Source organism: Rathayibacter sp. VKM Ac-2804 (assembly GCF_009866655.1).
Classification (GTDB): domain Bacteria; phylum Actinomycetota; class Actinomycetes; order Actinomycetales; family Microbacteriaceae; genus Rathayibacter.
On the sequence record NZ_CP047420.1, the window covers coordinates 3471780 to 3486026 of the forward strand.

The following is a 14247-nucleotide window of genomic DNA, read 5'->3' on the forward strand; positions in this document are numbered from 1 at the left end:
CCGAGCGGGTAGCATGGCCGCGATCGAGTGGAGGGCCCGCCGTGGTGGTTCGGCAGCAGTTCCGCAGCCCCGTGGGCGTCTCGCCGGCCTCGCCGTGGTCGAGCTTCGCCCGGGCGCGCGACCTCGTCGACGACTTCGCCGGCCGCTCGCCGTCGCGCTTCGCGATCATGATCTTCTCGGCGCTGATCCTCGTCTTCACCCTGCTCTTCTCGCTGCCGGTGTCGAGCACGACCGGCGCCGTCACCCCGCTGCACGACGCCTTCTTCACCGCGATGTCGGTCATCTGCGTCACCGGTCTCGCCACGGTGGACATGGCCACGCACTGGTCGGCGTTCGGGCACTCGATCGTCTTCATCGGCGTGAACATCGGCGCGCTCGGCGTGCTGACGCTGGCGTCGATCATGGGCCTGGCCATCTCGCGCCGGCTGGGGCTGCGCGCCAAGCTGATGGCCGCGAGCGACTCGAACCCGCTCCGCATCCACTCCGGACCCGTCGCCGAGGGCCAGGCCGTGCGGCTCGGCGAGATCGGCGGCCTGCTCGCCACGGTCGCGATCAGCGCTGCCGTGATCGAGATCGTGGTCGCCCTGCTCCTCTTCCCGCGGATGCTGATCGACGGCATCCCGGTCGGCGAGGCGATCTGGCACTCCTTCTACTACTCGGCGATGGCGTTCACGAACACCGGCTTCGCCCCGAACGCCGCGGGCCTCACGCCGTTCGAGGACGACTACTGGTTCCTCGGGATCCTGATGATCGGCGTCTTCCTCGGCTCGATCGGCTTCCCCGTGATCTACGCGTTCTCGCGCGGCTGGCGGCGACCGCGCAAGTGGTCGGTGCACGTCAAGCTCACGCTGGTCACGTCGCTGATCCTGCTCGTCGCGGGAGCCGTGCTCTACATCGTGCTCGAGTTCGACAATCCGACGACCTTCGGCACCCTCGACGCGGGCGACACCGTCTTCCAGTCCTTCTTCCTGTCGACGATGACGCGCTCGGGCGGGTTCTCGACGATCTCGATCCCCGACCTCAACGGCTCCAGCCTGCTCGTCACCGACATGCTGATGTTCATCGGCGGCGGCTCGGCCTCGACGGCCGGCGGGATCAAGGTGACCACGCTCGCGATCCTCTTCCTCGCCGCGTTCGCCGAGGCGCGCGGCAACAACGACATGGAGGCGTTCGGCCGCCGGATCCCCAACGACGTGCTGCGCCTCGCGGTCTCGGTCGTGCTCTGGGGCGCCACCACCGTCGCCGTCTCCTCGGTCCTGATCCTGCACATCACCAAGGCGTCGCTGGACCACGTCCTCTTCGACGTGATCTCGGCGTTCGCCACCTCCGGCCTGTCGACCGGGCTCACCGCCGAGCTGCCGACGTCGGGTGTCTACGTGATGGCGCTGACGATGTTCATGGGCCGCGTTGGTACCGTGACTCTCGCTGCCGCGCTCGCCGCGAGCCAGCGCAGGCAGTTGTTCAGACGACCGGAAGAGAGGCCCATCGTTGGTTGACCGCATCAGGTACGACGCCCCGGTGCTGGTGATCGGCCTCGGTCGCTTCGGTGCCGCCACGGCCGGCCAGCTCGACCGCCTCGACCGCGAGGTGCTCGCGATCGACGCCGACGCCGGACTCGTGCAGAAGTGGTCGGAGCGGGTCACCCACGCGGTCCAGGCCGACGCCCGCTCGCTCGACGCCCTCGCCCAGATCGGCGCGCAGGACTTCCAGGTCGCCGTCGTCGCCGTCGGCTCCTCGATCGAGGCGTCCGTGCTGATCACCGCGAACCTCGTCGACCTCAAGATCCCGCAGATCTGGGCCAAGGCGATCTCGCGCTCGCACGGCAAGATCCTGGAGCGGATCGGCGCGAACCACGTGATCTACCCCGAGGCCGAGGCGGGCGAGCGCGTCGCGCACCTGGTCTCGGGCCGCATGCTCGACTTCATCGAGTTCGACGACGACTTCGTGCTCGCCAAGATGTACCCGCCGAAGCCGATCCGCGGCCTGACCCTCACCGAGTCGGGCGTGCGCCGCAAGCACCGCGTCACCGTCGTCGGCGTGAAGAGCCCGGGCAAGCCGTTCACCTACGCGACCGAGCAGACCGTCGTCTCCAACCACGACCTCATCGTCGTCAGCGGCACCCCCACCGACATCGAGCGCTTCGCGGCCCTGGGCTCCTGACCCCCTCTGCGAGATGCCACTTCGGTACGCCTCGCACGGCGTGTCGCGTACCCGAGTGGCATCTCGCGGGAGGAACGGCGGGCGTCAGGAGGCGGCGAGCTCGCGGGCTCGGGCCAGGGCCGCGTCGGTGGCGCGGGTGAAGAGGGCGGCGAGGTCCGCCTCCTGGAGGACGGCGATCGCGCGCTCGGTCGTCCCGTTCGGGCTCGTGACCCGGCGGCGCAGCTCGGCCGGGTCCTCGCCGGAGTGCACCAGCAGCTCGGCGGCGCCCCGGAAGGTGCCGGTGACCATCGTCGCCGCCTGCTCGGGCGTGAAGCCCTTGGCGAGCGCCGCGGCGGTCAGCTCCTCGACCAGGAGGAAGACGTAGGCCGGCCCGGATCCCGAGATCGTCGACAGCGCGTCGAGCTGCGATTCCGGCACCTCGACGACCTCGCCGACGGTCTCGAACAGCCGGCGCACCAGCGCCAGGTCGCCCTCGCTCGAGCGGGTGCCGGCGCTCAGGCCGGTGACCGCCCGGCCCACGACGGCCGGGGTGTTCGGCATCGAGCGGAGCACGGCGACCGAGACGGGCAGGTGCGCCTCGAACGTCGCGACGGTCACGCCCGCTGCGACGCTCACCACGATCGTCCCCGGGGCGAGAGCGTCGGCGATCTCGTCGAGCAGCGCGGGCACCATGTGCGGCTTCACGGCCACGAGCACGACGGCGGCGCCGTCGACCGCGCGCCGGTTCGCCTCCGGGTCCTCGGCGGTCGCGAACGCGGTCACCACCGGGTGGCCGCTCCACCGCGCCGCCTTCTCCGCATCGCGGTTGGTCACGCGGACGCCGCCCTGCACCTCCACACCCGGAGCGAGCAGTCCGCTGAGGATCGCGCCTCCCATCGAGCCGAGCCCGAGGACGGCGATGGACGGGAGCTGCACGGGTGCGTCGGTCATCCGCCCATCGTACGAACGCGCGGGCGGCGAGCGCGCGCCCGACTCGTCCGAAGGGGATCCTGCCGCCCGGCCCCCGCCTCCTAGGATGGGCCGACCACCCCCGAGCACCAGCACCCCGACGAGTCACCCCGAGGAGACCCCGTGAGCGCATCCGGAGGCGGTTCCGCCATCATCGCGGCGCTGGCCGCGAACCTCGGCATCGCCCTGACCAAGCTCGTCGCCTGGTTCTTCTCCGGCTCGGCCTCGATGCTGGCCGAGGGCGTGCACTCGCTCGCCGACTCCGGCAATCAGCTGCTGCTGCTCCTCGGCGGCCGCAAGTCGCGCAGAGCCGCCGACGAGGAGCACCCGTTCGGCTACGGCCGCGAGCGCTACGTCTACGCCTTCGTCGTCGCGATCATCCTCTTCTCCGTCGGCGGTGTCTTCTCGATCTACGAGGGCGTCGAGAAGATCGCCGAGCCGCACGAGCTGGAGAACGCCTGGCTGCCGATCCTCGTCCTGGTCGTCTCGATCTGCCTCGAGGGCTACTCGCTGCGCACCGGAGTGAAGGAGTCGAACAAGGTCCGCGGACAGCAGTCGTGGCTGCAGTTCATCCGCCGGGCGAAGGCGCCGGAGCTGCCCGTCGTCCTGCTGGAGGACGTCGCCGCGCTCACCGGTCTCGTCTTCGCGCTTCTCGGCGTCGGCCTCTCGGTGATCACCGGGAACACCGTCTTCGACGCGATCGGCACGATCATGATCGGCACGCTGCTGGTCGTCGTCGCGATCGTCCTCGGGGTCGAGACGAAGAGCCTCCTGGTGGGCGAGGGCGCGACCCCGGCCGACGCCGCGGCCATCCGCACGGCGATCGAGGCGGGCGCGGACGTCGAGCGGATCATCCACATGAAGACCCTCTACCTCGGCCCGGACGAGATCCTCGTCGCCGCCAAGCTCGCCTTCCCCGCCGCCGAGACGATGGCCGAGCTGGCCGCGGGGATCGACGCGACGGAGAAGCGCATCCGCGACGCGGTCCCGGCCGCCCGCGTCATCTACCTCGAACCCGACGTCGACCGCGGAGCGGCGCCGACGACGGAGGAACCCACCGCCTCCGCCGGGAGCGCCGGCTGATGCGCCGGGTCCTCGCGATCGTCAACGAGCGCGGCGCCGGGCTCGGCGCCCTCGAGCCGATGCTGCGCGACCGGGGCTTCGCCGTCGACGCGGTCGCGGGCACCGACCTCGACTCCGTCGACATCCTCGCGCCCGACCTGGTCGTCACGCTCGGCTCGAGCGCCGGCGTCTACGAGACGGCGCGGCACCCCTTCATCTCGCCCGAGATCGCCCTGCTGCAGGACCGGCTGCACCACCGCCGCCCGACCCTCGGCGTCTGCTTCGGCGCGCAGCTGATCGCCGCCGCGCTGGGGGAGCAGGTCCGCCCCGGCCCGACCCGCGAGGTCGGCTTCCGCGGCATCGTCGCGACCGAGGCGGGGCTGCACTCGCCGCTGCGCCACCTCGCCGACGTCCCGGTGATGCAGTGGCACAGCGACACCTTCGACCTTCCAGCGGGCACGACGCTGCTCGCCTCCTCCCCCGCCTACGCCGTCGAGGCCTTCGCGATCGACGAGTGGCTTCTCGGCGTGCAGTTCCACCCCGAGCTCACCGGCGACCTGGCCGCGCGCTGGCTCGAGGGCGACGCCGACTACGCGGCGGGAGCGGGCTACGGGCTCGAGCAGCTCGACGACGACGTGCGCGAGGGCCGCTTCGAGCGGATGCGAGCGGCGACCGAGGCCGCGCTCGGCGAGTGGGTCGGCGCGCAGGGCTGAGAAGGGGCGGGCCCGGGGATCCCCGGGCCGCCGGGTGCTCAGCGCCTGGCCGCGAAGAAGTCGAGCAGCAGCCGCGCGCCCTCGTCGGCGCGCAGTCCCGGGTACACCTCGACGACGTGGTGCAGCCGGCGGTCGCGGAGCAGGTCGTGCACCGAGCCGGCCGCCCCCGCCTTCTCGTCCCACGCCCCGAAGACGACGCGGTCGAGCCGGGAGGCGAGGATCGCGCCGGCGCACATCGCGCACGGCTCGAGCGTCACCACGAGGGTGCAGCCCGCGAGCTGCCAGTCGCCGCGTGCGGCCGCGGCCTCGCGCAGCGCGACCACCTCGGCGTGCGCCGTCGGATCCCGGTGCAGCTCGCGCTCGTTGCGCCCGCGCCCGATCACCGCGCCGTCGGGATCGACGACCACCGCTCCGACCGGGACGTCGCCCCACTCGGCGGCCCGGCGCGCCTCGTCGAGCGCGAGCCGCATCCAGGCGTCCGCCTCGGCGGGGAGGGGGAGGTCGCTCTCGCGCATCGCGCCCCCTCGTCCGGCTCCGGCCGGCTCCGACCGGCAAGTAGATTGAGCTTATGCGCGTCCATGTAGCCGACCACCCGCTGATCACGCACAAGCTCACCGTGCTGCGCGACAAGCGCACCCCCTCCCCCACCTTCCGGCAGCTCGCCGAGGAGCTGATGACCCTGCTCGCCTACGAGGCGACCCGGGGCGTCCGCACCCGCACCGTCACCATCGAGACGCCGGTCACCACGACCACCGGCCTCGCGCTGAGCGATCCGCAGCCGCTGGTCGTGCCGATCCTGCGCGCGGGCCTCGGAATGCTCGAGGGCATGGTGAAGCTGATCCCCACCGCCGAGGTGGGCTTCCTCGGCATGGCGCGCAACGAGGAGACCCTGGAGCCGACCACCTACGCCGAGCGGCTCCCGGACGACCTCTCCAACCGCCAGTGCTTCGTGCTCGACCCGATGCTCGCCACCGGCGGGTCGCTGATCGCGGCCATCCAGTTCCTCTTCGACCGCGGCGCCGTCGACGTGACCGCCGTCTGCCTGCTCGCCGCTCCCGAGGGCCTCGCGGCCGTGGAGAAGGCCTTCGGCGGCAAGGACGTGACCATCGTCCTCGGCTCGCTCGACGAGAAGCTCAACGAGCTCGGGTACATCGTCCCGGGGCTCGGCGACGCGGGCGACCGCCTGTACGGGCTCGCCGGCTGAGTCGTTCCGGGCGCCCCGCGCGGCGCCCGGAACCCGCCAGTACGGGCGGACCTGTTGACGAGGTCCGCCGCCATCCGCTTTACTTTCGACCATGACTGACAACGCGCACGCCCTGACCTCCCTTGAGGCCATCGGGGATGCCGGCATGATGATGGCCGGCGGCCTCGTCCTGCGCTGTCGAATGTGCGCCTGAGGAACCACCCTCGCCGGTTCTCCGCACAGCCTCCGCCCCCGATCGCACTGATCGAGTCGATCCTCTGATCGGCCGGGCGTCGCAGGCGCGGCGAACCCCTGGATGCCCCGCATCCGCCCCTGCCGGACCGCACCTCGTGCACCGGCACTCGCGCGCACACCCGGATCCGCTCCCCGGACACTCGTCCCGGATCCGACCAGCCCAAGGATTCGTCATGTCCCTCCTCCACGCCCGTCCCGTCACCGCTCCCGCCGACGCCCCCCGCCTGCAGGCCGCACCCGAGCCCGCGGCCTCCGCCCCCCGCCTCCGCGCCGTGCCCCAGGGCACCGAGGCCCGCGGCTTCGCCCTCTACGTCGGCATCGACGAGGCCAAGGCCCGCGCCGCCGGCATCGACCTCGGCCGCCTGGTCGAGGAGCTCAAGCGCGTCACCGCCGAGTTCGCTCCCGACGCCGAGACCTACGCCTCCGTCGCCCTCGCCCCGCAGGGCGCCGGCGGCCGCGACGTCGACGTCGTCCGCCTCGCCCTCCAGGACCCGGCGGCCGTCGCCCGCCGCCGCGCCGACACCGAGCCCGACCTCGACCGCGCCCCCGGGGGCGTCGTCATCGACATCTCGCGCAAGCGCGTCATCCTCGACGACGAGACCACCGCCCTCACCTACAAGGAGTTCGAGCTGCTGCAGTACCTCGTCCTCCGCGAGGGCCGCACCATCGAGCGCGCCGAGCTGATCTCCTCGCTCTGGGGAGCCGCCGACGACGACGCCCCCAACGAGCGCACCATCGACGTCCACGTCCGCCGCCTCCGCGCCAAGCTCGGCCGCTACGAGGACATCGTCCGCACCGTCCGCGGCGTCGGCTACCGCTTCGACCGCCACGCGGACGTCGCCATCCGCTACGCGTCGACCCCTAGCCCCGATCTGTTCTGAAGTGCTGCGCGAGCGCGAGCGCTCGCTCCGCCGCGGTCGGCTCCGCGGATGGTCGCGTTCCACAGAGCGTCCTGCGTACGGCTCGTGGAAAACGCTGACACGCGTTTTCCACCTGACGCCTTGCGGGCAGCGGCTGGTCGTCCGCCCCGAGTCGGGCGAGGAATCGGTGGCGGCACGACATGCTGGTCGAGTAGCCGCGGAGCGGCGTATCGAGACCCACGCACAGACGGACGGTGGATCTCGATACGCCCGCGGAGCGGGCTACTCGATCGACATGCAGGGGGCGGGCTCCACCTGCATATCGGTCGAGGAGGCGCGGGACGCGGCGTATCGAGGCCCCGCCTGCAGGGGCGACAGAGGGTCACAGGGAAACGTCAGGAAATCGGTCCTTGCGGCGTTATCGATCCGTTATATAGTTCAAGTGCGTCGACCGTTTGCTGTGGCGGGAAGCGCGAGAAGTGATTGCAGGACACTCTTGGTGCAAGGGAATGAAGGCCGGCCGCTCGCCTCAGCGGCCGGCCTTCTGTCGTTCCCGGACTGAGCGCCGCCTCCGCGCGCCGCCCTCCGCCCCGCTCCGCGCCGCACGCGCCGGACGGGCGTCGAGACGCCGTATCCTGAACGGAACACAAGGAGGATGCGTGAGCTCGAGACGTGCGGTCGCCGCGTGGGAGTCGCTGTTCCGAGCGCAGGTGCACGTGATGCGGGCGCTGAGCACCGACTTCCCCTCGAAGGAGATCTCGCTCAACGAGTACGACGTCCTCTTCAACCTCACACTGCAGCCCGGCCGCCGGGCCAGGCTGCGCGACCTCAACAAGCACGTCCTCCTGACGCAGCCGAGCGTCAGCCGTCTGATCGACCGTCTGGTCGCCCGCGGCTGCGTGACCAAGAGCGAGGACCCGACCGACGCCCGCGGCACGGTCATCCAGATCACCGACGAGGGCTACGCCCTCTTCCGCCGCGTGGCGATGACGCACATGCAGACGATCTCGGACCACGTCGGCTCCGCCCTCGACGACGACGAGCTCGACCAGCTGACCGCCCTCTGCGACAAGCTGCGCGACCGCGTCGCCTCCGCCTGACGACTCCCGCCCGCCGCTAGCACGCACCGCCGCCGCGCGGCCAGCACTTCGCGCGGGCGCCGCACTCGCGGATCATGGAGGCACCATGAGCAGCTCCTCCCCCACCCTCGTCTGGCTCCGCGACGACCTGCGTCTCGCCGACAACCCGGCCCTCCGAGCGGCGATCGATCGCGGCGGGCCCGTCGCCGTCTGCTACGTCCTCGACGAGGAGTCCGACGGCATCCGCCCGCTCGGCGGCGCGGCGCGCTGGTGGCTGCACGGCAGCCTGCTCGCCCTCGCGGGCGACCTCGAGGAGGCGGGGGCGTCCCTGATCCTGCGCCGCGGACCGGCCGAGGCCGTCGTGCTCCAGCTCGCGGAGGAGCTCGGCGCCGGCGCGGTGCACTGGAACCGCCGCTATGGCAAGGCTGAGCGCACGGTCGACGCCGCGATCAAGGAGGCGCTGCGCGACCGCGACGTCGAGGCCGAGAGCCACCAGGGCTCGCTGCTCTTCGAGCCGTGGACCGTGCAGACCGGCGGCGGCGGGCCCTACTCCGTCTACACGCCGTTCGCGCGCGCCTGCCGCAACCGCGGCACCCCGCGCGCTCCGCTGCCGCGGCCGCGCGAGATCGACGGGACCGACACGGACGCGGCCTCGGACGACCTCGACGACTGGCAGCTGCTGCCCACCAGCCCCGACTGGGCCGGGGGGCTCCGCGAGCGCTGGGTCCCGGGCGAGAAGGCGGCGGCGAAGCGGCTGCGCGCGTTCCTCGCCGAGCAGCTCGACGACTACGCCGACGACCGCGACCTCCCCGCGCGGGACGCGACCTCGAACCTGTCGCCGCACCTGCGCTGGGGCGAGATCAGCCCGTTCCAGGTCTGGCACGCGCTCGAGGAGGCCCACGCGAAGGGGCAGCACCGCGGCGAGGGCAGCGACCGCTTCCTCTCCGAGGTGCTGTGGCGCGAGTTCTGCTACCACCTGCTCTTCCACTGGCCCGACCTCGCGACCACGAACTTCGACTCGCGCTTCGACTCCTTCCCCTGGGGCCACCCGGGCGAGGACAAGATCGACGCCTGGCACCAGGGCCGCACCGGCTACCCGCTGGTCGACGCGGGGATGCGCGAGCTGTGGAAGACCGGCTACATGCACAACCGCGTCCGCATGGTCACCGCCTCGTTCCTGATCAAGAACCTGCTGGTCGACTGGCGGGTGGGCGAGGACTGGTTCTGGGACACCCTCGTGGACGCCGATCCGGCGAGCAACGCCGCGAACTGGCAGTGGGTCGCGGGGTCCGGCGCCGACGCGTCGCCGTTCTTCCGCGTCTTCAACCCGGTGACGCAGTCGAAGAAGTTCGACCCCGACGGCGGCTACCTGCGCGAGTACGTGCCGGAGCTCGCCGAGCTCGACCGCGCCGTGATCCACGAGCCGTGGACGCTCGGCGAGACCCTGACGCCGGAGGCGGACGGCTACCCCGCGCCGATCCTCGACCTCAAGGAGACGCGGGTGCACGCCCTGGACGCGTTCGCGGTGATCAAAAGCGCGAAGCGCGACATCTCGCGCCGCGACTCCGACGACTGACGACGCGGGCCGGCCCTCGACGACTCGGCCCTAGATGTACATCGCGGGGTCGATCCAGAAGGCCGGATCCGCGAGGGCGTCCTCGGCGCGGCCCAGCACGCGCAGATCGCGGGCCGGGATCCCGACCAGCACGGCGCCGTCCGGAGCGTCCTTCACCACGACCGCGTTCGCGCCGACGCTCACGTCCGAGCCGAGCACGATCGGGCCGAGGATCACGGCCCCCGCGCCGACGACGACCCGGTCGCCGAGCGTCGGGTGGCGCCGCTCGCGCTTGGCCGACTTCCCGCCGAGCGTGACGGAGTGGTACAGCATGCAGTCGTCGCCGATCCGCGCCGTCTCGCCGATCACGACGCCCATGCCGTGGTCGATGAAGAGCCGGCGGCCGATCGTCGCGCCGGGGTGGATCTCCACTCCGGTCGCCGCGCGGGCCGCCTGCGCGAGCAGCCGGGCCGGCAGCCGGGCGCCGCGCCGCCACCAGCGGTGCGCGACGCGGTGCACCCAGACCGCGTGCAGCCCGGGGTAGGCGAGCACCACCTCGGCCGCACTCCGCGCCGCCGGGTCGCGCAGGCGCGCTGCCGCCACGTCCTCGCGGAGGCGTGCGAGGACGGTGGGACGTCCGGGCGCGCCGGAACCTCCGGACGGGCGGGGACGGGGGGATCCGGCGGGGCTCAGCTGCGGAGGTCCTCGTAGAGGACGGTCGAGATGTACCGCTCGCCGAAGTCGCAGACGATCGCGACGATGGTCTTGCCCGCGTTCTCGGGCCGCTTGGCGACCTCGAGGGCCGCCCACATGATCGAGCCGGAGGAGATGCCGCCGAGGATGCCCTCCTGTGCGGCCATCGCGCGCGCGACGCGCACCGAGTCCTCGAGGGTGACGTCGATGATCTCGGTGTAGACGTCGCGGTCGAGGTTGGCCGGCACGAAGTTCGCCCCGATCCCCTGGATCTTGTGCGGGCCGGCCGTCCCCTGCGTGAGCAGCGGCGAGTCGATCGGCTCGACGCCGATGATCTGCACGCCGGGCTTGCGCTCCTTGAGGACCTGGCCGACGCCGGTGATGGTGCCGCCGGTGCCGATGCCGGCGACGAAGACGTCGACCTCGCCGTCGGTGTCCGCCCAGATCTCCTCGGCGGTGGTGCGGCGGTGCACCTCGGGGTTGGCGGCGTTCTCGAACTGGCGGGCGAGCACGGCGCCGGGGGTCTCGGCGACGATCACCTGCGCCCGCTCGACCGCGCCGCGCATGCCCTCGGAGCCGGGGGTCAGCACGATCTCGGCCCCGTAGGCGCGCAGCAGGACCCGGCGCTCGGTGGACATGGTCTCCGGCATCGTCAGGATCACCTTGTAGCCGCGCGCCGCGCCGACCATGGCGAGCGCGATGCCGGTGTTGCCGCTCGTGCCCTCGACGATCGTGCCGCCGGGCGGGAGCTCGCCGGACGCCTCGGCGGCGTCGACGATCGCGATGCCGATCCGGTCCTTCACGCTGTTCGCCGGGCTGTAGAACTCGAGCTTGGCGAGGACGACGGCGCTGTCCGCGCCCTCCAGCCGATTGATGCGGACGAGCGGGGTCCTGCCGACGAGCTGCGTTACGTCGTCGTGGATGCGTGCCATGGTTGTGTGCTTTCTGCCGGGGCCGACCGCCCCGGGGCCCCGGGACGACAGGTGGTGCGGTGCTGCCGCCGCTCCCCTCTCGGGGACGCACCCTCCACGATACGGATGCGGCGTCGCGACGGCAGCCTCACGACGGCCCGGGCCGCCGGATTCCCGCTCGGGCCCCTGCCGCTCTCCAGGACCGACACCTCTCGTCACAGGTGCATCTCGTCCTGCAGGAGGACCCCCTCCTCCCGGGCGCGTCGCGTACCATGACCGGGGGGATTCGCACGACCGGCGCGACGCTCCCGCCACCCTGCATTCGCGCGGCACCACCGCGCCGGAAGGACCTCCCGCTCCATGGCTCTCCCCACCGCATCCCGCAGCTCCGCTCGACCGCTGGGGATGTCGTTGCGGGCAGTGCTGGGCTTCATCGGGATGAGCGCCGTGGCGGGCGTCCTGATCACCGTCGGCGTCACTCCGGCGCTCGCGCTGACGGGCCTCGCGACGAGCAACACGATCGGCATGTTCCAGAACCTGCCCGGCTACCTCGACGCCGGCCAGCTGATGCAGCGCACGAACATCTACGCGGGCGACGGCACCACCCTCCTCGCCTCCGTCTACAACCAGAACCGCGTCGAGGTCGGCTGGGACGAGGTCGCGCAGACCGCCAAGGACGCCGCGGTCGCCGGCGAGGACCCGCGCTTCTACGAGCACGGCGGCATCGACCTGCAGGGCACGCTCCGCGCGCTCGCGGTCACGCTGACCGGGGACGACCTGCAGGGCGGCTCGTCGATCACGCAGCAGTACGTCAAGAACGTGCTCGTGCAGAAGGCCGAGTCGATCACCGACGAGGCCGAGCGCGACGCCGCCTACAAGCTCGCCACCGACCCGACCCCCGAGCGCAAGCTCAAGGAGATGCGCCTCGCGATCGGCCTCGAGAAGGAGACGTCGAAGGACGACATCCTGCTCGGCTACCTCAACATCGCGCTCTTCGGCGGCACGGTCTACGGCATCGAGGCCGCGGCCAACTACTACTACGGGATCCCCGCCAGCCAGCTCTCGGCCTCGCAGGCCGCGTCGCTGCTGGCGATCGTCAACAACCCGTCGAAGTTCCGCTTCGACGACCCGACCGACGAGGCGAACGGCGCCGCGAACGGCTACGCCGCGACCAAGGAGCGCCGCGACTACATCCTCGGCGAGGAGCTGAAGTACTCGAAGATCAGCCAGGAGGTCTACGACGCGGCGATCGCCGAGCCGATCACGCCGAACATCACGGAGCCCTCCACCGGCTGCGCCACCGCGGGCAACGCGGCGTACTTCTGCGAGTACGTGCTGAACGTGCTGCGCAACGACGAGGCGTTCGGCGCCGACGACGACGAGCGCTACCAGCGGATCCGCCAGGGCGGCTTCGACATCGTCACGACCCTGGATCTCGACATCCAGCAGGTCTCGCAGGCGGCGATCAACGCCTACATCCCGTCGTACGACCCCCGCTTCCAGGTCGGCGCGACCGCCGCGTCGGTCGAGGCCGGCACCGGCCGCGTGCTGTCGATGGTGCAGAACACGAAGTACAGCCAGGACGAGGAGTTCCTCGCCGCGAACCCCGGCTTCAGCGCGATCAACCTCAACGTCGACGTCGACATGGGTGGCACCGCCGGCGTGCAGACCGGCTCGACCTACAAGGTCTTCACGCTCGCGCAGTGGCTGCAGGCGGGCCACACCCTGAACGAGTCGTTCCCCTCGCCGACCTCGGGGTTCCGTTCATACCCGCAGAAGTGCGACACCGCGAACGACGGCTACTACGCGGGTGCGCGGTTCGCACCGCGGAACGACGTCGCGTCCGAGGACGCCTCGTCGATGACCGCGGTCCAGGCGACGGCGAACTCGATCAACACCGGCTTCATGGGCATGGCCAACCAGCTCGACCTCTGCGACATCCGCACGACGGCGGAGTCCTTCGGCATCCACCGGGCCGACGCCAAGGAGCTGCAGAGCGGACCGGCAGCCGTTCTCGGGACCAACGAGATCGCACCGCTCACCGTCGCCAACGCCTACGCCGGCATCGCGAACGACGGGACGACCTGCGCCGCGATCGTCATCGACCGGATCACGGACAGCTCCGGTGCGGCCGTCGCGCCGCCCGCCTCATCCTGCACGCAGTCCGTGACCCCCGAGGTGGCTCGAGGAATGCAGTACGCCATGCAGCGGGTCATCACCTCCGGTACCGCCACCGCCTCGGATCCGCGCGACGGCATCGAGCACATCGGCAAGACGGGTACCACCGATGAGGCGGCGGACGTCTGGACCGCCGGTGCCAGCCGCTCCGCGTCGCTCGCCGTCTGGGTCGGCAGCATCAAGGGCTTCGACGACGGATCGAAGCAGAACCTCCGCACCACGCGCCTCACCGGCGAGGAGGGGACGATCCGTGCCGCTGACGCGCGTCACGCGATCTGGAAGCCGATCATGACGGCGCTCGACCAGAAGTACGGCGGCGACGACTTCATCGACCCGCCCGCCTCGATGCTCGCGTCGTCCCCGCGCACCGCCACGCTGACCGAGGTGCCGGACGTGACCGGGCTGACGGTCGCCGCGGCCACCGCGACGCTCACCGCCGCCGGCTTCTCCGTCGGCAGGAGCGAGCCTGTCGGCTCGACGTCGATCCCCGAGGGGTCCGTCGTCTCGACGACGCCCAGCGCGGACGAGACCGTCTTGCGGGGTGCCGTCATCCCGCTGCAGGTGAGCACCGGCGAGGCGTCGAAGAACCCGGGCGACAGCGCCGACATCAACGGCACGCTGCTGACCACCGCATCCGAGTGACGTCGCCG

13 protein-coding genes are annotated in these 14247 nt (G+C 71.7%); 9 read left to right on the forward strand and 4 right to left on the reverse strand.

All coding sequences use genetic code 11. The annotated features are described in order from the left end of the window. Nucleotides 1-164 precede the first annotated feature (164 nt). Nucleotides 165-1496 (forward strand): potassium transporter TrkG, encoded by a 1332-nt coding sequence (locus GTU73_RS16210; RefSeq protein WP_244231870.1) that lies wholly within the window; start codon nucleotides 165-167, stop codon nucleotides 1494-1496. Next, nucleotides 1489-2160: a TrkA family potassium uptake protein gene (locus tag GTU73_RS16215; RefSeq protein ID WP_123446620.1), complete on the forward strand. Its 672-nt coding sequence runs from the start codon at nucleotides 1489-1491 to the stop codon at nucleotides 2158-2160. The genes GTU73_RS16210 and GTU73_RS16215 overlap by 8 nt, the downstream gene beginning before the upstream one ends. 84 nt (nucleotides 2161-2244) lie before the next feature. Here the strand turns inward: GTU73_RS16215 and proC are convergent, their stop codons facing one another. Further along, complete coding sequence (gene proC / locus GTU73_RS16220) at nucleotides 2245-3090, reverse strand: pyrroline-5-carboxylate reductase (RefSeq protein WP_160090695.1); 846 nt, start codon at nucleotides 3088-3090, stop codon at nucleotides 2245-2247. A 141-nt stretch (nucleotides 3091-3231) separates the two neighbouring features. Here proC and GTU73_RS16225 point away from each other — a divergent pair, with 141 nt between their 5' ends. Both GTU73_RS16225 and GTU73_RS16230 read left to right on the forward strand, forming a co-directional pair. Further along, nucleotides 3232-4191 (forward strand): cation diffusion facilitator family transporter, encoded by a 960-nt coding sequence (locus GTU73_RS16225; RefSeq protein WP_160090696.1) that lies wholly within the window; start codon nucleotides 3232-3234, stop codon nucleotides 4189-4191. Next, complete coding sequence (locus GTU73_RS16230) at nucleotides 4191-4883, forward strand: gamma-glutamyl-gamma-aminobutyrate hydrolase family protein (protein ID WP_160090697.1); 693 nt, start codon at nucleotides 4191-4193, stop codon at nucleotides 4881-4883. The genes GTU73_RS16225 and GTU73_RS16230 overlap by 1 nt, the downstream gene beginning before the upstream one ends. 38 nt (nucleotides 4884-4921) lie before the next feature. Here the strand turns inward: GTU73_RS16230 and tadA are convergent, their stop codons facing one another. Next, the gene (gene tadA / locus GTU73_RS16235) at nucleotides 4922-5398 is read right to left on the reverse strand and encodes a tRNA adenosine(34) deaminase TadA (protein WP_244231671.1); all 477 of its coding nucleotides are present in this window, start codon (nucleotides 5396-5398) and stop codon (nucleotides 4922-4924) included. Between the two features lie 53 nt (nucleotides 5399-5451). On the opposite strand from tadA, the gene upp reads away from it, so the two are divergent. The 4 genes from upp to GTU73_RS16255 all read left to right on the forward strand — a co-directional run bounded on the left by upp (nucleotide 5452) and on the right by GTU73_RS16255 (nucleotide 9836). Next, a complete protein-coding gene (gene upp / locus GTU73_RS16240; RefSeq protein ID WP_160090698.1) occupies nucleotides 5452-6087 on the forward strand; it encodes a uracil phosphoribosyltransferase in 636 nt (211 codons plus the stop codon). A gap of 407 nt (nucleotides 6088-6494) precedes the next feature. Next, nucleotides 6495-7202: a winged helix-turn-helix domain-containing protein gene (locus GTU73_RS16245; RefSeq protein ID WP_160090699.1), complete on the forward strand. Its 708-nt coding sequence runs from the start codon at nucleotides 6495-6497 to the stop codon at nucleotides 7200-7202. 698 nt (nucleotides 7203-7900) lie between these two features. Beyond that, nucleotides 7901-8281, forward strand: coding sequence for a MarR family winged helix-turn-helix transcriptional regulator (locus tag GTU73_RS19405; RefSeq protein ID WP_244231871.1), 381 nt, complete (start codon nucleotides 7901-7903; stop codon nucleotides 8279-8281). Between the two features lie 85 nt (nucleotides 8282-8366). After that, entirely contained in the window at nucleotides 8367-9836 is a 1470-nt protein-coding gene (locus GTU73_RS16255; protein WP_160090701.1) for a deoxyribodipyrimidine photo-lyase, read from the forward strand. Between the two features lie 30 nt (nucleotides 9837-9866). On the opposite strand, the gene epsC is transcribed toward GTU73_RS16255, so the two are convergent. Then, nucleotides 9867-10418, reverse strand: a complete 552-nt coding sequence (epsC, locus tag GTU73_RS16260) for a serine O-acetyltransferase EpsC (protein WP_244231672.1) — start codon at nucleotides 10416-10418, stop codon at nucleotides 9867-9869. Nucleotides 10419-10504: 86 nt separating this feature from the next. Further along, on the reverse strand, nucleotides 10505-11440 hold the full coding sequence (gene cysK, locus GTU73_RS16265) for a cysteine synthase A (RefSeq protein ID WP_160090702.1): 936 nt from the start codon (nucleotides 11438-11440) through the stop codon (nucleotides 10505-10507). Nucleotides 11441-11779: 339 nt separating this feature from the next. On the opposite strand from cysK, the gene GTU73_RS16270 reads away from it, so the two are divergent. Beyond that, nucleotides 11780-14239 (forward strand): transglycosylase domain-containing protein, encoded by a 2460-nt coding sequence (locus GTU73_RS16270; RefSeq protein ID WP_160090703.1) that lies wholly within the window; start codon nucleotides 11780-11782, stop codon nucleotides 14237-14239. Nucleotides 14240-14247 lie beyond the last annotated feature (8 nt).